A 21,665-nucleotide genomic window follows, 5' to 3' on the forward strand; every position below is an offset into this window, starting at 1 on the left:
CTCCTATTCAAACCGCAGCAGTTTCCTCATCTGGTAAAAGAATCTTTCTATGAGCCGCAGGTCCTGCGTAACTATTTCAGCATTTCCTTTGAGTTCTTTATCAAAGGGAAGGATTTTGTGAAAAGATGTTTGAAGCCCATTTGGGAGAATGACATTCACATAGTAATTACCATCTTTATCCGGTGCATTGGCAATATTCTTCACCCGGCCTTCCACCATACCAAACTCCTGGTATGGATAGTTATCCAGCTTAAACAGCACTTTCTGTCCCACTTTCACCTTGCCGGAATTGGTGGCAGGTACCCGTAACCCGCCGATGAGCATATCTTTATCATCCGGCATAACGGACAACAGTATATCCCCCGTTTTCACAAACTGGTTCTTTCCAAGAAACTGCTGAAAGCCCACTACACCAGCCACAGAGGAGGTGAACAGGTAGTTCTGTTCCCAGGCGTTGAGTGATTTTCTCAATTGCTCGAAAAGCTGCCCGGTCTGCGAGGTTAAATTGATCTTGTCTTTCTGTGCATTGATCGTAACCCCGCTCCTGGTTTTTTCTATCCCAAGTATGCCTTCCTGCAGCTGGGATATAGTAATATTGATATTCTCCAGGTTTTGCCCTGCCTGCAAAAATTTCATTTTCTCCTGGTTCAGTTCCGATGCGGAAACGACTCTTTCTTTGAAAAGTTCCTGGTACCTGTCGAACTCTCTTTTGGAAAGTTCATACTTCGTTTGCTCCAGGCCCTTTTGTTCCAGCAGGGTACGTATCCTGCTGCGTGATTCCGTGAGGCTCTTGTCTGCCGCAGCATAGTCCGGGGAATAAGGCTGCAGCCTGGCATAAAGTTGTTCGTCTGTCAATGCCCTCGCAAAGGCATTATAATCTGCCTGGATCTCCCCGAGTTTGAACCTTGCTACTTCACCGAGGGGAAAATACGCCACGGCCTTATTTCCCAGCGAATCAATGATGCTCCTCAACCGGATCACATCCCGGTAATCGGCCGTGGATTGCAATACCATGAGGATCTGGCCCCGGGAAACCGCCTGATGATCGGTCACAAATATTTCCTCTACTTTGGTATTGATCCTGGCTTCCAGCTTCTCCGGCGGATTTTGTGATGAAATGATAACGGTGGAGGGAACAAACTCCGGGTATTTTATCAGGCAACTCATCAATAAAATGAGAAGCAGTATGAGAAATATGGTGGTGTTCCCCCAGCGGACCATCCAATGCGGTGGTTGCGTAAGAATGTCCTGCACGCCTTCCGAATGCAGGTGAATAGTGTCCAATATATCTTTCTTAGTTTCCAAGTTCCAATTGATTTTTTACAAGCCTGTAATACTCTTTCCTGAGTGATACCAGTTCATCATGACTTCCTTCTTCCACAACTTTTCCTTTATCCAGCACAATGATCTTATCTGCATTTTTCACGGTCGACAACCGGTGCGCGATTATCACAGCCGTTTTCCCTTTCAGGAATTGCTCCAGGTTGCCCATGATCGCTTTTTCTGTATTTGCATCCAGCGCACTGGTGGCCTCATCAAAAAATATATACTCCGGCGATTTGTATACTGCCCTGGCAATAAAAAGCCGCTGTTTCTGCCCGCCACTGATACCGATTCCTTCATTGCCGATCTTTGAATTGTAGCTTAATGGCAAGCTTTCAACGAAATCCCTGATACACGCCACATCCACGGCTTTCCTGAGCTGCTGCCGGTTAATATCATCTATTCCTATGGCAATATTTTTAGCGATGGTATCATTGAATACATATCCTTCCTGCATCACCACACCGCATTGATCCCGCCAGTACCGCGCCGAAATATGCTGCAGTTGTACATTCCCTATTTTAATTTCACCTTCACCGGGCTCATAGAATTTCATCAGCAGTTTCAGCAGGGTTGTTTTACCGCTGCCGCTGGCCCCTACGATAGCAGTAGTTTTGCGGTAAGGAATACGCAGGCTCAGCTGCTCAAACACCGGCGCGCCCGCACCCACATAGCGGAATGAAACATTATTCAGCGCGATATCCTGTTCGGGTATATCCACTACCGTTTGTATACCCGCAGGCTCTTCATCTTCCTTATCATGAATCTCTCCCAGCCTTTCCAGCGATATCTTTGCATCCTGCGTTTGTTTAACAAAGTCCATCAGCTGTATCAGCGGGCCATTCAGCTGGCCAATGATATACTGTACCGCCAGCATCATTCCCAGCGTAAGGTTGCCATCGAGTACCAGTTTTGCCGCAAGAAAACTGACAAAGATGTCTTTCATCTGGTTAATAAAATTCGAGCCTACGGTTTGCCACTGTTCCAGCGACAGGGACCTGATCTGGATCTTAAACAGTTTCACCTGCATAAACTCCCATCCCCAGCGCATCTGTTTCTCTGCATTGTGCATCTTGATTTCCTGCATACCATTCACCAGTTCAATCACCTTACTCTGCTCCTGCGATACCTGCGAAAAACGTTTATAGTCCAGCTCCTTTCTCTTCTTAAGAAAAAAAGAAATCCATCCTACCGACAAACATGCGCCCAACAGGTAGATCAGGAATAACCGGTAGTCGTACAGCAGCAGCACCACGCTGAAAATAACCAGGTTCACCAGGGAAAACAGGGTATTCAGGGAAGAATTGGTGAGCAATTGTTCTATCCGCTGGTGATCATTGATACGCTGCATAATGTCGCCGGTCATACGGGTATCAAAATAGCTGATAGGTAATTTCATGAGTTTTATGAAGAAGTCGGACACAATAGAAATATTGATCCGGCTGGAAAGATGCAACAAGATCCAGCTGCGTACAATCTCGATTCCCATTCTGCCTGTAAACAGCATCACCTGTGCCAGTAGCACCAGGTAAATAAAGTTGAGATCATGGTTCTGGATACCTATGTCTACGATGCTTTGCGTAAGAAAAGGAAATATAAGGGAAAGCAGGCTACCTGCAAGCAAGCCGATTGCCAGCTGAGCGATGAGTTTTTTGTACCGGAAGAAATAGCTGAACAGGAAGGAGAAATCCTTCCTGCTGCGCGGGGTTGCTGCATCTGCTTCATAAAATGCGGGACTGGGTTCCAGCAGCAGGGCAATCCCTTCTTCATCCCGTTCCTGCTTTCCTTTTCCCACCCAGCCATCTATAAATTCCTGTTGGGTATATTTTATCAGCCCGTAAGCAGGATCGGAAGCATACACGATTGTATCCGGTCCTGATTTTTTTATTTTGTAAACAACAATGAAATGCTGTTGCCCCCAATGACAAATGCAGGGCAATGGCGCCTCTTCCATCAGGGTAATGAAATCTATCTTTACCGCCAGCGTCTTAAAACCCATCCCTTCAGCAGCAGCAGACAATCCAAGCAAAGAACTTCCCTCCCGCGTGGTTTCCGCCAGCGACCGGATGGTCTGAATATCTGTTAACCTGCCGTAATGTTTGCTGATGATCTTTATACAGGTAGGACCGCAATCCTTCCCGTCCGGCTGCATATAAAAAGGGAATGCTTTCAGTTTCATATTAATTTGTTATCTCTCCCAATCCGTACCCGGCTATGGCAGCATGCTTCAACGGATTCTTCGTCCAGTCTTCCCAGGTACTGTTATACGGATCGTACCCGCATTTAAGCGGTTTGGAATAAATATCCTGCGGGTTTTCCAGGTAAGCCCTGCAATCAGTACATACATGTCTGAACTCACAGTCTTTACAACCCGCAATTTCATCTTTGCGGATTTTCGCATACCGGTGAAACGCTTTATTATCCAACACTTCCTGCAGCGACGTGTCCATTACATGCCCGAAGTTGTCTGGCAGGGAAGGGCAATTCCTGATATACCCGTTCAGGTCTATGCTCAGTTTTCTGTTCAGGCAGGTATTATAATGCTGGCTCTCCGTGAACAACTCCATATTTGAAATGAAATAGCCGGAACGGATTTCGCCACAGGCCAGGCAGGAATTGATACTACCGCTAACAAATATCACCGGTACAGAACCTTCAAATATCTTCTCTGGTTTATCAGCCGGTGAGGAATGTATCAGCAGCGCCTTTACCCGCGGGTATTGCTTCACCAGTTTATCCAGTATCTGCAGGTCCAGCCTATCATCATACGCCAGCACCAGTTTGATGAACTTCAGCGTGGTGCCGTTGAACACTTCCAGTAGTCCACGGATCTTATCCAGCGTGGTTTTACGGTAACACCTGATCTCCAGCCCCTGCACATGCAGGTCGAACAGTTCTCGGAAAAAGGAGCTGGTGTAGCTGATATCTTCATTGTACTCAATAATTACATTGGTGATATCTGAATACCTGTCCCAGCTGAGGTCCAGTGGGGTTAGTTCCGGCAACAGCTGATTATCTGTAAACCCCAGTTCTTTATTGAGTATGAAATCAATGTAGCCCGTAATGGTTTTACGGTTATCTTCTCCGTAGTGGGTCATGCATTCGGCGATGGAATGCTGTTGCAGGAAGATGAGCACATCGGCGGTATCGTTTGGGATATGATAAAACCTGCGCATCTGCAAATCGCAGAGCAGCGACATACAGGCTCCTTTTACGAGCCGGCAGTTTGCGTATAGATTTAAATATTCCATTATCAGAATTTGGAGATCACTTTATAAAAATTGAAAAGCTCGAACCCGTCGGAGTTTATTTTCGGGGCTTTTTCAAATTTGAGGATGGAGCTGGTGTGCTGCTGGTTATTTTTCTCCAGGAAATACAGCGACAGTGGCAATCCCTTTTTCTCTTTCAGCTTACTGGTGAACTTCTTTTTCATGGGAGCTATTTTTATGCAGCAATTGTGCTAACTTTTTTTCCAGGTAATAGTTGCAGGGATAAGACACCATGCCGAACTGGCCTTCCGGGTTAATTTCGAGGAAGTGATAGTTCCCCTGCATGTCTACCATCAGGTCAATGGAACCTGTCCGGAAGCGCAATGATTTCATCAGCTGGTCCAGCTTCCGTTCCAGGTCAGCCGGCAGTTTGTAGGGTACTGTTCTGTTGGGCCGCTGGTTATCGTAGTTCCGGAAGTCATCTTTTGTTTTCCGGTTATCCTGGGAAAAGATAGCCATAGAATGGCACGCTCCATCCAGGTAAAACGTGCGTATCTCAAACTTTTTAATAATTTTTTCCTGTACCAGCGAGGGAAAGAACTTTTCAGGTACCAGATGCAGATTGGCGTTGTTAATGGTTTTGGTGAGCATCTTGTACTGTCCACCCTCCGCATCTTCAAGGAAAATGCATTCGCTGACAGGCTTTACGATTAGTTCTTTGCGCTTATCCAGCAGGTGTATAATTGCCGCTTTGGTGGTCACCACTTCTGTAAAAGGGGTGTTCATCCCGCATTGGCGGGCAAGGCTCAATACGTGTAATTTGTTCAGGTTATCTTCTGAGATGGGGTCATTGAGCCACTTATGGCGGTCAATAGTGTAAAACAAGAGGGAATGAAGGCCGTTGAATTCATCTACCAGGAAACGTTTCAGGATGTACTGGGTATTAAAATCCGTTTGTTTAAGACTGTATTTTACAGGGAAGCTGCTGATCTTTCTGCGGTACCAAACGGCAGCTACTTCGTTGTTGCCTGGCAGATCATCCAGGTTTTGAAAATGGAAGAAGTCCTCCCCATTCACCCGCAGGTAGGGTATCCGCAAATGGTTCATCCACTGGCAAACATGATCAGTGGTGCCTTCCAGGTGCGATTGACTTAATATGAGGATCTGTTTGGACATGGTGTACAGTTGATTACTGGTAGTAAGGACTACCGGTAATACCGGCAGTCCTGTTGTTTCCGGTCATAATAATGGCGGAAGGAGATGTTTAGTACTAGTCACGTTTGTGGTCGCACAAGTAAACATCCGGACCTGAATAATGGGTAGGCGTGTGAATGGTGGTACCTGCACCATCGCCGGAGTCGGCCAATTCGCTCACGAGGGCGAGTTTTCCTCCTTTAATTGTTTCCAGAGATTCTACTTTTTTTGCATTCAGTTTTTTCAACTTTTCCATAGTTTTTAATTTTTAGAGGTTTACGTTTGGGGGGTTACTTGTTAGGATCATTCCGGGTATCAGTTACATAATGCTGACCGTTCCACGATGCGTAGTTTTCCGTGGTTCTTTCCTGGTCGTCGAGAAAGAATTCAAGGGCCAATGCTCTGCCGCCTTTCACAGTCTCCGGTGATGCTACCTTTTTGGTAACCAATTTTTCTAACTGTTTCATGTTATTGGATTTTAAATCTGCCTTAAAATTAGGCGGCGGGGCCAATTTCACGGAAGCCGAAGGCATATTTGGCTGGTTACGATCCATATTCGTAGCGTTTTGAGGAATAATTGCAGCGGGTAAACCGTCAGGGGGGCTGTGGTTTGTTTCACACAGTTATCTATTCTGGTTAAGGATTCGCCAGGCTATACAGATGGCTGCGGATCTGCAAAACAAAGTAGGTGTACAATGACTGGCATCACAAATTCACGACGCCAGTTCCTAAAGACCGGCGGCGTTATCGGGTGGTGCCCTGGTGCTTTCTTCCGGATTGTGACCGGAACAAAGTGCCCTACCCGGCAAACCCTGTCTGCATACCGCTTACGGCTTACACAGTGCGCAGCCTCTAAAAAATTCCTGTGATCCTTTTCTCTAAATTACCCATTCGGTGGGCGCCTTGCCGAATTTCTTCTTAAAAGAATGCGAGAAATGAGAGAGGCTTTCAAATCCTAAGTCCAGGTAAATGGCAGATGGTTTTTTGTTCTTATTTTCCATAAGATGCCGGGCTTCCTCCAGCCGTCTTTCTAATAGCCATTGCCGGGGCGCCATCCCGAATGTTTTCTGGAAATCACGTTTGAACCCGGCAAGACTTCTTCCCGTAAGCCGTGCAAATTTTTCAACGGGAACGTTGTAGTGAAAATTGCTGAGCATGAATTTTTCCAGATCTATCTTATGAGGCTCCGAAAAGTCGAATAAGAATTTACTGAGCCCCGGCATGGTATTCAGGAGAAGGTATACCGCCTCTTTTACTTTAAGCATGCCCACTGCACTGGTTACTTTATCTTCCGGATGACGAATATACGGAAGTACAGATTGAAAGAAGGCATGCAAAAAATCGTTTCCGGGGATAAGAATGCTGGATGGACCAGTGTATTTCTGGTCTGTCTCTATCTGCTCCTCCAGGGCGATCTTCCTGAGCAGGTCTTCTTTCAGGCAAATAACAATGGTTTGATAATCCTCACCGTCCAAAGGCATCTTGGTAATTTCCCCCAATTGATATTTTTGTATCAGCAACATTTCGCCGCGACCCATTGAGATTTTTTGACTGGCAGTTTCCAAGGTAAAACGGCCCGAAACCTGCATTACGAGCATATTATGCTCCAGGAATGCGACCTTCTCCTTTCTCATGGCAGAGAAGTAAGAGTAAAAGAGGACTCCGGGAATTATTTCAGTTGGGTTCGTCATTATGTAAAGATATAAAACAGATGGGGCTTCTGCGCCATTCCGTTATCGCTGCAGGTAGGTTCCTCCAAGTATGGCGCCCGCTGAAAAATGCGTATTAAGCGTATTCAACTCACCGGGAGTGAACGCAATCCCCATCGCGGCTATGTTTTCCGGCAGTCGTGATCTCCGGCTCATGCTTATCAATGGCATGATATGATTTCCCTGCGCATTTACCCAGGCGATTGCCAGTTGTGTTGGTGTGTACCCTTTCTCCTTTGCCATTTGTTTTAATACTTCCACTTTTTCCAGGTTCTTTATCAGGTTTTCTCCCTGAAACCGTGAGAAGTGATGATGGTAGGCATTAGCCGGAAGAGGTGCTTTCATTTCACCGGTGAGTAGTCCTTCGGCGGTGTTGGCAAATGCTACAACGCCTATACCCAGTTCTTTTGCGGCAGGAAGCAGGTCACTTTCTATCTGGCGGTCTGCCAGTGAATAGCCTATTTCCAATGCCGTTACCGGGTGAATACTATTCGCCTTACGTAATTGATCCGCGGTTATTTCAGAAACACCCAGGTAACGCACTTTCCCCTCTTTGATCAGGTCGGCAACAGTACCAATCACGTCTTCCACGGGAACGCTGTTATCGAGCCTGCACGGCTGATAAAGATCGATAGTATCTATGCCTAAACGTACCAGGGAATAGTTGATGAAATTTTTAATGGCTATGGGACGTAAGTCCAATCCAAGCATTTGATTGCCGTAAAAGATGGCGCCAAATTTCACGCTTATAAAGGCATCGTCCCGCCTACCTTTGATGGCTTTAGCCACAAGCAGTTCGTTGTGGCCGCTGCCGTAAAAGTCTCCTGTATTCAGAAAGTTAATACCGCTGTCCAATGCCTGCTGAATGGTAGCAATACTTTCGTTTTCATCATTTGCCGGGCCTCCCCAAACGGGCGACATGCGCATACAGCCTAATCCGAGTTTAGAAACGAGTGGACCATTTTTGCCCAGGGCTATCTTTGTGATTGTTGTCATTGTTGCTATTTTATTGATTAACGGCACAAAGATCAGCTTTCGCAGGCGATAGCCGCTTTCCTTTATGGCTCATTCTACTTGCCTGGATAGCTCACTCCCGGGGTTACATTTCAGGAATAATGGCAACATTATACCCTGATAAGGTGTTTCAGCTCCCCCTGCCAGGTCGCAAATAACCCGTGGTATTGTCGTATACACCCCCTGCCTAAATCTAAATTTATTTCCATCTTTGTTACAAGATAATTAATCAGCATAGAGAACAAGTGGAGCAGCAACCACATTAAAAACGGGCGGAACCGAAAAGCCAGATGAGTAGGGACAAAATATATCTTATGTCAAACAACACTGTTTCACTGCACAGGATGCTTAAAACATCTCCGGAAAAATTATTCCGCGCATTTACTGATGCCCTGGCAATCGCTTCATGGCTGCCTCCTTATGGGTTTTTGTGTACCGTCCACCAGATGAATGTAGAGACAGGTGGTTCTTTTAAGATGTCATTCCAGAATTTCTCGACCGGGAACGGCCATTCATTTGGCGGTGTTTACCTGGAAATCAAACCAAACGAATTTTTGAAGTACACTGATAAATTTGACGATCCAAACCTGCCGGGAGAAATGATCACCAGTGTATGGCTTCGCAAAACGATTGCGGGCACAGAAATAAAAATTACGCAGGAGGGAATTCCGTCTGCCATCCCCGTGGAAATGTGCTATTTGGGCTGGCAGGAATCCCTGGAGAAACTGGCCAAGCTGGTAGAACCTGAAATACCGGATGCATGATCGGGCTCATGGCCGCCAGATAATACCGATGTAAAAGACGAAGCCGTATAAATCGTAAGACCTATGCGGCTTTTGTTTTTGTTTATAATGCCTCATTGCAAAAGGAAGACTGCCTGCATTACTTCTTTTCGTAGAGAATATAATCAGTGGCCAAAGGATCTAGCCCTGTTTGCTTAAACTCAGTTGCAATTTGTTCCCTATGATAAGTGGAATGGTTAATAACGTGAAACAATAATTCACAGATCTTTTTGTTAAAAGTCCTTCCTCCTTTTATGGTTTGCTTTATCAATATCCCTGAACTCATGGATAGTATGATTTTTCCCAAACGCCGAAAGCAGGGGCATACACTCCATAAAACCCTGGTAGAATAAGCTCCCGCAGAGTTCTAATTATGTAACCGCTGTCTTTCTCTTCATTTTTTGGTGGCCCAGACATAGGCTCTTCTGCTTGGGTATTCTATATCTTCATACGGACGTCTCTCTATAGCATCAATTATATTAAAACCAGTTCCATAAAGTAGTTTTATTATGTTGTCTGTTTTAAAGAAGAATAAATCAATATCAATTTCCTTGTCATGAGCTTTGTCAAAATGAACAACTTCATCTCCCACATGAAAGGAAAATAAAAAATCTCCACCTGTTTTTAACACCCTGTTTATTTCTTCGAAACACTTCCTTACCTGGTCATTAGTAAAATGCACTATCGCATAGAATGCAAGCGCACTTCCGAGAGAGCCTGGTGGATAAAAGATATTCAACAAGTCCCCGGTTTCAAATTTGATCTGAGGAGAAAGCCCGCGGGCAGCATTAATCATCTCCGGCGACAAATCAATGCCGATGATATCTTTTATGCCACTGTCGTACAGAAATTTTGTTGTTTGTCCCGGGCCACAGCCAAAGTCGGCACATGATCCTTTGCCTTTATTGACAAATGCAAATTCCTTCAGTAACAACCGGTCAAAATGCTTTTTTGAGAGCTCGTCCCAACGCTCAGCGGCATAGTCGCCGGCTACCTGGTTATAGCAGCTTAATACTTTTTCCTGTGCATTCATTTTCATCTTAGTTTTCCAATATTAACCGAATCCCGCCTTTTCCTGTTCTTACCTTTTCTATCGCTTCATTCATCTCGGAAAATGGCATAACATCCACCGCGCTCTCAATATGATGCTTCGCAGAGAAAAGGTGTAGCTACTACACAAAATTCCCCCTGTGGTTTAAGGGTTTTTAGAAAACCCTCCAGATCATACGGTGCATTTAATGTAGAAATAATAAAATCAAATTTCTTATTAATCGTTGTAAGGTTAGCAGAGTTTGAGGTAAGTATAAATTCAGCGCCCAACTGATTAATCATCTCTTTCTTTTCCGGGGAATGAGAAAATGCATAAACCTCATGTCCCATCTTATTTAAAAACTGGATTGCCATTTTTGATGTCTTTTGCTACCAGATTAAGATCGTTTCCCAGTTGGTGTCTTCCGCTTTCAATTTCACGAAAAGTAGCTCCCGGAATTTTACGCCGGTATGATGTAAAATGGTCAAACGGGATCTCTTCATCGTCCCGGCAATGATAAAAGAAGATACGACTATTTTTTGGAAGGTTTCCGGGGAAATCTTCCTGAAGTTTTAATCCTTGTACCCATTTCTCATTACCGCTCCAAAATGGCGTGGATACCAGGAAAATTCCTACTGCCCTTTCCGGCCGCTCATTTTCTGAGAGGTATTTCAGCAGCAGTGACGCACCTAATGAATGTGCCACCAAAATAACATCGTCTCTGAGGTTAGCAATTTCTTCGCCTATTTGCTTCAGCCAACCAAAATCCGGAGCAGCATCATCCGTTTCCATTTGGGGATAGATTACCTGATAATCCTCTCGAGCAGCAAGGCAACTACTGATTTTGAATATAATTTCATTCGTATAGGTCTTGAATTAATGGTAAAACCAAACAATTATCAGCGTATTCTCACTTTCTATGAGAGTGCAATATTAGAAATTTATGCGCAGTTTTTTACTTTTAAACGGATAAATTCTTATTTCAGTGTACAAGTTAATGTTCCAACCTGGCAATCCTATCACACTTAATGGATACCTGAAATTTCACACCTGTTTAGCGTCCTTTCAGAAATCATTATGTAATTATTACTTTTAGGGTGATAATACTCAAAAACAATGACAAAAATTGACCCAATAATAGCCGTAAAAGACATCGAAGCCAGCTCAATGTGGTACCAACAAGTATTTAATTTTAGAAAAAATACACGGTGGAAATGAGTTTGCTGTTTTAGTATCGGAAAATAATGAAATTGTACTCTGTCTTCACAAATGGTTGAAACAATAGGTGGTGCTATCGAAGAGGATATTCACTTAAATCCAAACTCATTAAGAAAAGAATTTTCGCTCAGAGACCCGGATGGATATTATTTAATAATAACTGAGTTTCACAAATATGAAGGTTAAGGCTAAATATAAATGCTATATACCACCTTAATACCTATCATGCGTGTAAATGACAATATTATTTCAACGATACGATATTATTCCGGATGGCATATAACACCAGACCGGTAACATTACGTGAACCCGTTTTCTGCAGCAGGTTATTCCGGTGCCCATTGACCGTTTTTACGCTAATAAAAAGTTCCTGTGCAATCTCCTCAGCGGTATATTGTCTGCATACCAGCTGCAATATCTCTTCCTCTCTTTTGGTGATGGACAGGTTCTGTGGCTTGCTCCGGACAGTTCTCACCGTTCTGAGTTGCAAGGCCTTCAACGCGCGCTCATTGATATAGGATCCTTTAGTGTGCACGGCGATAATGGCTTCCTGTACTTCCTGTGGCGGCAAAGCCCAGCAATAGGATAAGAGAAAAGAGGTGTTGCTTCATTTTAAGTGTGTTTTATAGGATTTGGTTAATAGCGCATGACAAAGATGCTGTAATGTAGTTACAAAAAATGTAGCTGATGCCCGGGGTTCCTCAAAAACAGGTATAAATACCTGCTTCTTTTCCCAAAACAGACAATAATACCTATCCACTTTCAGAACATACACAACGCCCTGACGGAAAAGGCGAAGTTGAAGTTGAACAACTGGTCAAAGACTTAAACGGTCATATTTTTCTTAATAGTAAAGTGAAGCATGTATATGTTATTGGTGATGGCCTGTTGCAGCAAATGGATATTGAATGAAGCACTGCCAGTAAATTCCCGATGCAGATAATCAAGTATTGAAATTCCCCTTTTTATCATGATTATTCAACATAATAATCTTTGGCCTGATCCGATAATAATTGCGCAAGTAATAGCGCTGATTTTTTATGATAGGAACCAGCTGGCCATGTTATTGTAGCTAGCCGGGTCATCCCCTCACCCGCTATTTTGATAGCTTTTAATTCCGGGTGATTAAATATAGATGACCCCATTAGTATCGTCGCCCAACGACCACTATTCACTAGTTGTAAAAGTGTATTGATATCATTTACTTCCATTTTGATATCTGGCGATAAATTGTGTTTGTGCAATAATATATCAAGGTAATTGCGGATACTGTATCCCCCGGATGGCAACAACAAGGGTAGGTTTCCCAAATGCTTGATGTTGATTTGTTTTCGTGCAGCCATAGGATGCTCTTTGTGCACAATCAGTGCCAGACAAGATGAAAACAGACGTTCAGTTTTATAGCTTCCGTTTTTTTCTCCCTGCAAAAAAGACAACATTAAATCAAGCTGGCCCTGATCGAGCTTTTCTATAAGATCCTGTGTGGTTCCAAAACCGATCTGCAGCTGAATATTGGGATACTTTTGAGAAAAGTCTAGTATGGCCCTGGTCAATAAACCTGTCAGTCCGTAGGTTACACCAATCGTTAGCGTCCCTGCATGCAGATTCATCAGATCCCTCAACATTTCCTTACCATCATCGGCATCCTTTACTGTCCTGAGTGCATAGGGTAAAAAAGCCTTACCGGCATCCGTCAGTCTCACCCTTTTCGCAATCCGATCGAACAAAGGTATGCCTAGCTCTTCCTCCAGTTGTTTGACCTGTTGTGATAATGTACTCTGGGTAATGAACAAAGCACCCGATGCTTCGGTGAAATTTTGCAGTTCGGCGGCTTTGATAAAGTATTTTAGTTGGCGAAGCTCCATTTTATAAAGATAAGTACTTGATCGGTTATATCGATAAAGTATATCGAAAATAAGCATTTAGACGATCAGTAATTTATTTTGACCTTTGACTTATCAAATTCAAAAACACTTTTTATGGAAATCAAGCAAACCTCCGAAAACAGACTTTCACATTCTACCGTCAAAGCCATCATCAATGCTCCAATCGAAAGAGTAAACATCGCCGATTGGCTTTTCAATCTTCCCGATGAAGAATATCAAAGATGCTCCACAGCCCATATCGCTGCTGGTTTTACTCGAACTTTGGATGGAGAACCTATGTCGATAAATGTTGAAACCATTGGTAATGCACTAATCATCCAACATTATGTAGCCACTGAATACAGAGCTGACTATTGCCGTATGTTGTCTGTATCCGACTCCATTACCGCAAACGGTCGCAGTAAAGTTCAGGTATTGTGGGAGCTCAAGGCAAACAAACTGGATGATAATACCTGCGAATACATCAACGAAATTCATGCAACAGCAACACCCGAATTCTTTGAATTCATAAAAGCACATAATATTACATTGGCCCAGGCGGCACATGACCGTCAGGTTGCTTCGGACGCCCATAACAATGAAGAAACACCGCTCTTTGCCAAAAGCATAGAAAAGAAAGCACTTACAGGTAATTATGGTATTTAATTAATTACCGATGACTAGTTTTTACTAAGGCCACGCTGTATTTTCGGTGATTCCCTCCAGCAGCTTAACAGCCGGAGGGTGGCCCAATTTCTTAAAGTAAACCTTTGCAACGGCTATACCATTCACTATTTCTGCCCGTTCTTTTGGGTGAGAATTTTGGGGTAAATAATCCCACGAAGATTTTCTTTAATGCTGTCAGTATTCACACCAGTTAATCTGTTTATCATCTGCGCGGAAAAGCATTGCTTGTAATTCTCTCTGCTCCAGCTGCTTTAAAAAGTGCATAAAGATATAAAGAGCTACCTTTTGTGGAACAAATCAAGGTAGCATGAAAAAATATCGGTTAATTTTTGATCAAGTAGCCCGATCATTTAGCGGATAATATTAACACTTCCTACCCAAGGCTTTATTCAGTTTCTGTATCGTCGTAATTTACTTCCCGTATTTATTACTAAATAAAATCATGAACGCTTTATACACTCCTATTGCAAACAAGAGTAGCGCCGTAAGAAACAAACCAATATATTGTGCCACCCACCCTATCAAAATGGCAACAATATGAATCTTCCCGTTATATGGTTCGAATACCTTGCCCGAATATACATAAACTGCAAATGCCCCGAAAATGCCTATCCAAAGTATTGCATACAGGATATCAAGCGGCTTTTTACTCATTTTGTTAAATTTCAACATAATTTTGGTTTTTAACGGCGCTAATAACTTCATAGGTCAATAATAGCGGTACTTTTCATATTAACATTTTCACATCAAAAATAGATGAGTAATGATACAGTTCATCCCTCCGTTTCATATTCGAAAGTTATAAGCCGATATTCGCCCAAAATTTAGTTATATTCGACGGAATCAAAATGGGGAGACAATTTTTAGAGCAACTCTCCATTAACCTGAAGAATAGGATACTGCAGCATTTCGCCAATCCATCAACCACCTCAAACCTGACATCTGGTTCAATTCCCCTTTATAAGTTAGCATCGATAATGTCCGCTCAATTTTATATGTTTTTCACGGATTTTCACTATTTTAAAACGAAAACAGCCAAATGACGTACCCGAAGTGAATAAACCAGGCTTTTAACCGACTACCGGTATAATACCGTCGTTGTCCGGTTGTCACCATCGTTTCAACTTAAAGATGCAGTCAAACTGACTGTTGAAATATTCCATTTCACCCCCTGATTTATCGAACTGACGGCTGTAGCCGCCTGAGAAAATCAATTTTTCCGTAAGTTTAACGATGAATAAAAATGAGCACCGTATTTGCTGGTACAGTTCCCTGCTGATCGCCCTGATGGTAAACTCACCAAAACTTTTAGCTTTGCGTGAAAATGGACTCATGGCCAGGTACTGGCATTTTAATCCTTATGAGCTTTTATTCCAGTTTACATTTAACCTGATTTTTTGTGTTCTTCTTTTCAGCGTTAACCTCCGCAGGGGAAAATGGCTGTCATCTTACCGGGAAAAGGAAAAGTATTTACTCTACGCTGTTTTCAATTTCCTTGCATTTTGTGTTTTATTGATTATCGGCACGGTATTACAACGGTTGTTTTTCCCGGGTCTCCAATTGACGCGCCTGATGTTCTCAGCTTCATTCTTTCGACTGGGCCTGAGTGCAATATTGACAGCCATCATCATTAAGATCATTTTGCTGATGCAGAATTCCAGGAGCATAACGGCCGAAAATCAGCAATTGAAAAATGCTTATCTGGCCTCGGAGTTACAATTACTAAAAGAGCAGATGAACCCACATTTCCTGTTCAATTCCCTGAGCAGCCTTTCAGCAGTAGTCCGTGAAAATCCGGAACAGGCTCAAAAATACATCCGTGATATGTCTGCTGTTTTTCGTTATGCATTGGTAGGTTCCGATAAGGATCTGGTCCCCCTTACAGATGAACTGACGATGCTCAGATCATTTGCAAAACTTATTTCCATGCGGCTGGAAGATGCGTTTGAGCTCACAATCAATATAGCCGATGTTTACCTGCCGGTTAAAATACCTCATCTATCGTTGCAGCCCCTGCTTGAAAATGCAGTCAAGCATAATGCAGCAACAGCTGAAAGGCCATTACGGGTACAAATTGAAGTAAAGGATGGTCAGCTTATTTTCAGTAACAGCCTTTGGGAAATACCAACACCGGAAGCGAGCAATGGAATGGGCCTTGCCAACCTGAATGAACGTTTCAGGATCATGATTCACCATGAAATTGAAATCAGCCGGTCAGATACACACTTTATCGTAAAACTCCCTTTAAAACAATGACAAATACCCGTATAGTGGTCGTGGAGGATGAAGCAGCGACTGCGCGCAGCCTGATCCAAATCTTAAATGAAGCAGATGAACACATCACTGTTGTTAAAACATTGAGTGCCGTGTCTGGTGCGGTCACATGGTTCAATGACCATCCTGGATTGTATGACCTGATCTTTATGGATATCCGTCTGGCGGACGGCCTTTCGTTTGATATTTTCAAACAGACAACGATATCCCGTCCCGTTATTTTCGTGACAGCCTTCAACGATTACGCGATTACTGCCTTCAAGAACAACGGCATCGACTACATTCTCAAACCATTTGACCCCGATGAGATCAAAAGCGCCCTGGACAAATATAAAAACTTGACTGGTGCTGCTGAAAAACCAGGCGGGCCGATGCTGGCTGAATTATTGGCGCAACTTGGCAACCTGACCAAGTCCTACAAAAAATCCTTCCTGGTACACTACCGGGATAAATTGATCCCACTGGAAACATCAAAAATAGCCTGGTTCTATACAGCAAATGAAATGGTCTATCTCCGCACCATCGATGACAAACAATATATCGTAGAGTCAACCATGGAGCAGTTGGAACAACAGCTGGACCCAACATTATTTCTGAGGGTAAGCCGCCAGTTTATCCTCAATCGTAACGCTGTCACCGAGGCCGAATTTTATTTCAACGGGCGTTTACTGGTCAAGGTAAAACCACAGCCGGACGAACATATTATTATCAGTAAAGCCAGGTCTGCTGAATTTAAAAAATGGATGAACAGCTAGGTCAGTTCACCCCCTGATTTTTCTATTTCACCGGGTTTACCAAGGTCTGAAATCTTCTTTTGAGTCAATTTTGTATCAAGCCATCAGGCCAATACAAACAAAAGACCAGGAAATGAAAAACGACATCGGACCCTACCGGATTTACATATTATTGGTTATAGCAGTACTTATCTCTGCTGAGATCATCTGGAGCTGGAAAAAAGACAAAGGCGCTTACCATGTAAAGGAGACTGTTTCCAATCTGGCTGTTTTTGCAGGGTTTCAGTTCTCTAAATACCTGTTTGCCGGTTACCAGTTGAGCTTACTCGTTTTTTTTGCCGGTCTTGCTCCGTTCAGGCTGCCGCAAAGCGGTTGGGTCTTCCTGCTCACTTTTATCACGGTTGATTTTATTTATTACTGGTTCCACCGGGCATCACACCTTTGGAAACCCTTATGGGCGTTTCATATGGTCCATCACTCAGCGATGCGTATGAACCTGACGGCTGCTTACCGGCTTAACTGGTTCTCAGCACTTGTCAGCCCCATGTTTTTTATTCCGGCAGCATTGCTGGGGATGCCGCCTGATTTTATTGTGGTCTCCTACGCACTCAATCTTGCCTACCAGTTTCTGCTGCATACCGAAGCTGTTGGCAGACTTGGTTCCGTTGAAAAGGTAATGGATACGCCCTCATCACACCGCGTACACCATGGTAGTAATCCCATTTATATCGATAAGAATTTTGGAGGTGTCTTAATTATCTGGGACAGGTTGTTTGGCACCTACCAGCCGGAAACCGAGAAAGTAGTTTACGGCCTTACGACCGGCTTTTTAAGCCACAATCCATTCAGGCTGGTTTTGCAGGGTTTTATCAATTGGTTTAAACCGGCCGGTTCAAAAAGCCCGACAGTCACTTCAACCCCACCATTAGACATTTCACCGGAAAAGTGAAAACCCGGCTGCAAAAAAACCGTCATACTTATAAATATCATCTTAAAATTAAACATTATGAAAAAGATCATTTTAATCATTTGCTTCACCGCCGCTGGTATCGTAAATGCAAAAGCCCAGACGCATGTCATTGTAGGGAAGCCTGTGGGTCGTGTAGTAGTGGCTCCGGCCCGGCCAGTGATTGTATGCCCGGTAAGACGCGTAGTAGTAAGGCCAGTTGTTGTTGTGCGGCCAGCAGTCGCCGTGGTACGGCCGGTAGTACGCGGGCGCGTAGTTGTCGTTCATCGCTGACCATCCAAACTACCATCTCTAATTTACTATGATGGAAAAGCACCTGAAACCTGGCTATCAGTGACAATAATATCAGTATCTAAACATCCAAAAAATAAATTCAACAAATATGAAAAGTAGCAACACCACAAAAGGCATAGCCGCGGCACTGACCCTGTTATCTATGCTGGTCAGCCTGATGGCTATGGCACAGAATCCTTCCCCAGTGCAAGGTAAAACCCCACAGGAAAGGGCAAAGTTCCAGACGGAAATGATAAGGAGTAAGCTGGATTTAGACTCCGCGCAAATTAGTCAGATTGATGCTATCAACCTGAAATATGCCATAAGGAATGAGCCGATCCTGAAAGGCGGCGACAGTAAGTTTTCTAAGTTCAGACAGCTCAAGTCATTGCAAAAAGAAAAAGATACAGAGCTCAAAAAGGTCTTCACCGGGGAGCAGTACAAACAATACCAGGCTATACAGTTGGAGATGAAGGCACAACTGAAAGAAAAAAGAAAGGATCAGTAAATAACAGCATGGGGTTCCTTACATCAGATTTAATGCATCAATAAAAAAGAAAAATGAAAACGATATTATTCAGTTTATGCCTGCTGGCCATGATCTTCTCAGGCTGTTCTAAAAGTACAAATGCGCCCTCAACCGAACCGGTCGATGATGATCTTGCAGGACCAATTTCCCGTCCTTCTACAGGATATGGCGCCGATGGTACATACGCCGTATCAGAGATTGATTTCCCCAACACTGAATACCCAGGGACCAATGTGACCATATTCTATCCATCTGGTATCTCCTCTCCCCGGCCAACTATCTTCTATTCGCATCCTTATAGCGGTGAGAGCAAAGAATATAACAGAGGGCTTTTCGAGTTCATTGCCAAAAAGGGCTATGTGGTTGTATTTGTTCCCTACGCGACCAATGATGTAAGTATTGACCACCGTTACATAACTTTATGGGCCGGCTTCACAAAGGCGGCGGCTGAATACCCCGGTATTATCGATACCAGAAAAGTTGGCTTCATGGGCCATTCCTTCGGTGGGGGCGCATCGATCAGCCTCTCCTATAAAGCTTTCACGGAAAAAGGATGGGGCCAGGACGGGCGTTTCCTGTTTACAATGGCGCCCTGGTACAGTTACCAGATCACTCCCGCCCAGCTCGCCGGCTTTCCGGCCAATACGAAAATGATCACCCAGGTCTATGATGAAGATGTTTATAACGATCATAGAATGGCCATCGACATCTTTAAGAATATCAATATTTCCAATACTGAAAAAGACTACTATTACCTGAAACCTTCTACGGTGGCAGGCTATAAATACGCCACGAATCATATCCTGCCCAGCACCCGTACCGCCTATGATGCATATGACTACTATGGGGTATACCGTTTGCTCGATGCGCTGATTGATTACAGTTTCAATAGCAGCGCAACGGGGAAAAATATAGCGCTTGGAAATGGTTCAGTCCAGCAGGTAACCATGCCTGGATATAAGGGTGAATATATGGCTCCTCTTGAAGTTACTGATGCTCCTGTGCCCAGATACAGCCAGGACAAATATAAATTTAAGTGCAGCAATGTGCTATACAATCCAAGAATAGCCTACTGCGAATAACTGTTTAAAACAAGATGATGAAAAAGATAGTATTACTGCTGATGGCTCTGTTCTCATTTGGCGGCGCCTACGCCCAACAATCATTTTCTCAGGTAGATCAATGGATCGACTCCCATGCCGGTGAAATGGGTGGACGCCTGATGTTGGTTGTGTGTAAAGACGGGAAAATCGTTTATAGCCATTCTGCCAATCAAATGAATGGTAAACAGCAGACACTGATCAGGCTAATGGCCAAAAGACAGGGAAAACAGCCCGATTTTAACGACTATACCGAAACAACCCAACAGCAGATCGCCAGTTGCAGCAAATGGCTGAGTGCTGCCCTCATAATGACCTTTGTTGATGAGCGTAAATTACAACTTACCGACACTGTCGGGAAATTCATGCCCTTGCTTTCAAAACAGGGGAAAGGCAGCATTACGATTGCAGATTGCCTGTCGCATATGACCGGGATCCTTTCCCCAGATTTAAAAGAAGACCTGAAGGCGATGAGGGAAGCCAAAAATATGGACGAGGTTATAGAACAGATTGCTGCCTTCCCCACAGAAGGACTTCCAGGAACAGTTTTTCGTTATAGCAATACCGGTCTGCAAATCGCAGGAGCAGTGCTCGAAAAGATCAGCGGAAAACGTTTTGAGACATTGTTTGCTGATCGCATCGCCGGGCCGCTGGAAATGAAAAACACGAATTTTGGAAATGGCGTAGTAGCCTTACCCGCAGGCGGGGCCAGTAGTACACCAGAAGATTACATCCACTTTTTAACCATGATTTTAAACAAGGGCGTCTTCAATGGGAAAAGGATTTTATCAGAAAAAAGTATAGACCAAATGCAGGCAAACAGAATAACCCCTGATGTCAGAGTAGCCTATGCGCCTGCGGAAGCCACAGGCATAGGGTATGGTTACGGTGAGTGGATCATGGGCAATGGTACGGTCAGCAGTCCGGGCCTTTTTGGCAGTTACCCGTGGGTCGATAACAACAAGGGATATTGCGCATTTTTAATGGCTTTTTATCTGAAGTCTGACGGGAGGCAAGCTCGATATGCGGAGTTGAGAAAACTGGTCGATGCTCAGATAAAGTAGCATTTTAAACACCAGTACTTAAGGGGACCTGATATCTACTCAGGTCTTCTTTATTTGAGACATTGTTGATGCGGAATAACTGGCATTTACTTTTAGAAAGCCCGCGACTAGCGTAAGCTTTGTAATCTTCCAGTGAACCTTATGGTGCAAATGCCGAACCCGTTCTTGCCGGAGATAAAATTGTTAGCTGTCTTAGCAGATGAAGCCAAAACGTTGTCTAAATATATACAAAGCGATCGCTGCAGTAATCAGAATGATGTTTGATTTTGTTAATTTTGCCATATGGCACTTCAAGAAGTATCTGACATCCCGGGATTAAATATAAAAGAGCTACAACTGAAAGGTTTCAAGGTTCACGAACTCTCACCATCAGTTGATATACCGGTCCGGCAGGGCCGGCGTGATTTCTATAAAATGGGGTTGGTCAGTGGCGACATGACGATTGACTATGGTGGTCAGTTGCTGGAAATAAAGGGAACGGTACTTTTCTTTGTAAATCCGAAAGTGCCACATTCCATCGTTCGTCGTACCAAAAGGACGAGTGGTACAGCCGTCACAAAATGTTTTGCCTTTCAGGAATGGGGCTACAAGAATCTGTCATTTGTTTATGGATCTGCTGGAGCGGCAATTTCCCATAGAGCGAAGCAGTGACCCGCTTAAGTTGAGGACAGCACAGGATTTTGCCACAAACCT

General features: G+C 43.8%; 26 protein-coding genes. 10 read left to right on the forward strand and 16 right to left on the reverse strand.

The genetic code is table 11. From position 1 onward, the window contains the following. Nucleotides 1–3 precede the first annotated feature (3 nt). The 9 genes from ACMXI2_RS17185 to ACMXI2_RS17225 all read right to left on the reverse strand — a co-directional run bounded on the left by ACMXI2_RS17185 (nt 4) and on the right by ACMXI2_RS17225 (nt 8,431). Complete coding sequence (locus tag ACMXI2_RS17185) at nt 4–1,305, reverse strand: HlyD family secretion protein (RefSeq protein ID WP_483777320.1); 1,302 nt, start codon at nt 1,303–1,305, stop codon at nt 4–6. Beyond that, on the reverse strand, nt 1,295–3,502 hold the full coding sequence (locus tag ACMXI2_RS17190) for a peptidase domain-containing ABC transporter (protein WP_483777321.1): 2,208 nt from the start codon (nt 3,500–3,502) through the stop codon (nt 1,295–1,297). Before ACMXI2_RS17190 ends, ACMXI2_RS17185 begins: the two co-directional genes overlap by 11 nt. A gap of 1 nt (nt 3,503) precedes the next feature. Next, nucleotides 3,504–4,574: a grasp-with-spasm system SPASM domain peptide maturase gene (gene gwsS, locus ACMXI2_RS17195; protein WP_483777322.1), complete on the reverse strand. Its 1,071-nt coding sequence runs from the start codon at nt 4,572–4,574 to the stop codon at nt 3,504–3,506. 2 nt (nt 4,575–4,576) lie between these two features. Beyond that, nucleotides 4,577–4,756, reverse strand: a complete 180-nt coding sequence (locus tag ACMXI2_RS17200; protein WP_079472628.1) for a hypothetical protein — start codon at nt 4,754–4,756, stop codon at nt 4,577–4,579. Further along, entirely contained in the window at nt 4,734–5,708 is a 975-nt protein-coding gene (gene gwsG, locus ACMXI2_RS17205) for a grasp-with-spasm system ATP-grasp peptide maturase (protein ID WP_483777323.1), read from the reverse strand. Before gwsG ends, ACMXI2_RS17200 begins: the two co-directional genes overlap by 23 nt. A 94-nt stretch (nt 5,709–5,802) precedes the next feature. Further along, nucleotides 5,803–5,982: a hypothetical protein gene (locus tag ACMXI2_RS17210; RefSeq protein WP_483777324.1), complete on the reverse strand. Its 180-nt coding sequence runs from the start codon at nt 5,980–5,982 to the stop codon at nt 5,803–5,805. Between the two features lie 34 nt (nt 5,983–6,016). After that, entirely contained in the window at nt 6,017–6,193 is a 177-nt protein-coding gene (locus tag ACMXI2_RS17215; protein WP_483777325.1) for a hypothetical protein, read from the reverse strand. A 411-nt stretch (nt 6,194–6,604) separates the two neighbouring features. Beyond that, on the reverse strand, nt 6,605–7,417 hold the full coding sequence (locus tag ACMXI2_RS17220) for a helix-turn-helix domain-containing protein (protein WP_483777326.1): 813 nt from the start codon (nt 7,415–7,417) through the stop codon (nt 6,605–6,607). Nucleotides 7,418–7,459: 42 nt separating this feature from the next. Continuing rightward, nucleotides 7,460–8,431 carry an aldo/keto reductase gene (locus ACMXI2_RS17225; RefSeq protein WP_483777327.1) on the reverse strand — a complete coding sequence of 324 codons (972 nt, stop codon included), beginning with the start codon at nt 8,429–8,431 and terminating at the stop codon, nt 7,460–7,462. Nucleotides 8,432–8,763: 332 nt separating this feature from the next. Between ACMXI2_RS17225 and ACMXI2_RS17230 the strand changes: the two genes are divergently transcribed. Beyond that, nucleotides 8,764–9,213, forward strand: a complete 450-nt coding sequence (locus tag ACMXI2_RS17230; RefSeq protein WP_483777328.1) for an SRPBCC family protein — start codon at nt 8,764–8,766, stop codon at nt 9,211–9,213. A 118-nt stretch (nt 9,214–9,331) separates the two neighbouring features. Here the strand turns inward: ACMXI2_RS17230 and ACMXI2_RS17235 are convergent, their stop codons facing one another. The 6 genes from ACMXI2_RS17235 to ACMXI2_RS17260 all read right to left on the reverse strand — a co-directional run bounded on the left by ACMXI2_RS17235 (nt 9,332) and on the right by ACMXI2_RS17260 (nt 13,344). Beyond that, nucleotides 9,332–9,517 (reverse strand): DinB family protein, encoded by a 186-nt coding sequence (locus ACMXI2_RS17235; RefSeq protein ID WP_483777329.1) that lies wholly within the window; start codon nt 9,515–9,517, stop codon nt 9,332–9,334. Between the two features lie 108 nt (nt 9,518–9,625). Beyond that, complete coding sequence (locus tag ACMXI2_RS17240) at nt 9,626–10,264, reverse strand: class I SAM-dependent methyltransferase (RefSeq protein ID WP_483777330.1); 639 nt, start codon at nt 10,262–10,264, stop codon at nt 9,626–9,628. Between the two features lie 104 nt (nt 10,265–10,368). After that, on the reverse strand, nt 10,369–10,635 hold the full coding sequence (locus tag ACMXI2_RS17245) for a zinc-binding dehydrogenase (protein WP_483777331.1): 267 nt from the start codon (nt 10,633–10,635) through the stop codon (nt 10,369–10,371). Next, a complete protein-coding gene (locus ACMXI2_RS17250; RefSeq protein ID WP_483777332.1) occupies nt 10,613–11,053 on the reverse strand; it encodes an alpha/beta hydrolase in 441 nt (146 codons plus the stop codon). The genes ACMXI2_RS17245 and ACMXI2_RS17250 overlap by 23 nt, the downstream gene beginning before the upstream one ends. Nucleotides 11,054–11,723: 670 nt before the next feature. Continuing rightward, on the reverse strand, nt 11,724–12,050 hold the full coding sequence (locus tag ACMXI2_RS17255; protein ID WP_483777333.1) for a response regulator transcription factor: 327 nt from the start codon (nt 12,048–12,050) through the stop codon (nt 11,724–11,726). Nucleotides 12,051–12,453: 403 nt separating this feature from the next. Next, complete coding sequence (locus ACMXI2_RS17260; RefSeq protein WP_483777334.1) at nt 12,454–13,344, reverse strand: LysR substrate-binding domain-containing protein; 891 nt, start codon at nt 13,342–13,344, stop codon at nt 12,454–12,456. A gap of 114 nt (nt 13,345–13,458) precedes the next feature. Between ACMXI2_RS17260 and ACMXI2_RS17265 the strand changes: the two genes are divergently transcribed. Continuing rightward, nucleotides 13,459–14,010 (forward strand): hypothetical protein, encoded by a 552-nt coding sequence (locus tag ACMXI2_RS17265; RefSeq protein ID WP_483777335.1) that lies wholly within the window; start codon nt 13,459–13,461, stop codon nt 14,008–14,010. Between the two features lie 432 nt (nt 14,011–14,442). On the opposite strand, the gene ACMXI2_RS17270 is transcribed toward ACMXI2_RS17265, so the two are convergent. Continuing rightward, nucleotides 14,443–14,703 carry a hypothetical protein gene (locus ACMXI2_RS17270; RefSeq protein WP_483777336.1) on the reverse strand — a complete coding sequence of 87 codons (261 nt, stop codon included), beginning with the start codon at nt 14,701–14,703 and terminating at the stop codon, nt 14,443–14,445. Nucleotides 14,704–15,264: 561 nt separating this feature from the next. On the opposite strand from ACMXI2_RS17270, the gene ACMXI2_RS17275 reads away from it, so the two are divergent. The 8 genes from ACMXI2_RS17275 (at nt 15,265) to ACMXI2_RS17310 (ending at nt 21,623) form a co-directional block, all read left to right on the forward strand. Then, nucleotides 15,265–16,287, forward strand: coding sequence for a sensor histidine kinase (locus ACMXI2_RS17275; RefSeq protein WP_483777337.1), 1,023 nt, complete (start codon nt 15,265–15,267; stop codon nt 16,285–16,287). After that, the gene (locus ACMXI2_RS17280; protein WP_483777338.1) at nt 16,284–17,060 is read left to right on the forward strand and encodes a LytR/AlgR family response regulator transcription factor; all 777 of its coding nucleotides are present in this window, start codon (nt 16,284–16,286) and stop codon (nt 17,058–17,060) included. Before ACMXI2_RS17275 ends, ACMXI2_RS17280 begins: the two co-directional genes overlap by 4 nt. A 112-nt stretch (nt 17,061–17,172) precedes the next feature. Beyond that, nucleotides 17,173–17,988: a sterol desaturase family protein gene (locus ACMXI2_RS17285; RefSeq protein ID WP_483777339.1), complete on the forward strand. Its 816-nt coding sequence runs from the start codon at nt 17,173–17,175 to the stop codon at nt 17,986–17,988. A 57-nt stretch (nt 17,989–18,045) separates the two neighbouring features. Next, nucleotides 18,046–18,279 (forward strand): hypothetical protein, encoded by a 234-nt coding sequence (locus ACMXI2_RS17290; RefSeq protein ID WP_483777340.1) that lies wholly within the window; start codon nt 18,046–18,048, stop codon nt 18,277–18,279. 109 nt (nt 18,280–18,388) lie between these two features. Continuing rightward, nucleotides 18,389–18,787 (forward strand): hypothetical protein, encoded by a 399-nt coding sequence (locus ACMXI2_RS17295; protein ID WP_483777341.1) that lies wholly within the window; start codon nt 18,389–18,391, stop codon nt 18,785–18,787. A gap of 53 nt (nt 18,788–18,840) precedes the next feature. Further along, nucleotides 18,841–19,890: an alpha/beta hydrolase gene (locus tag ACMXI2_RS17300; protein WP_483777342.1), complete on the forward strand. Its 1,050-nt coding sequence runs from the start codon at nt 18,841–18,843 to the stop codon at nt 19,888–19,890. Nucleotides 19,891–19,907: 17 nt separating this feature from the next. Then, nucleotides 19,908–20,972 (forward strand): serine hydrolase domain-containing protein, encoded by a 1,065-nt coding sequence (locus tag ACMXI2_RS17305; protein WP_483777343.1) that lies wholly within the window; start codon nt 19,908–19,910, stop codon nt 20,970–20,972. A 282-nt stretch (nt 20,973–21,254) separates the two neighbouring features. After that, nucleotides 21,255–21,623: a hypothetical protein gene (locus tag ACMXI2_RS17310; RefSeq protein WP_483777344.1), complete on the forward strand. Its 369-nt coding sequence runs from the start codon at nt 21,255–21,257 to the stop codon at nt 21,621–21,623. The last annotated feature ends 42 nt before the right edge of the window (nt 21,624–21,665 follow it).

The organism is Chitinophaga sp. G7 BAM 1005 (assembly GCF_057126945.1).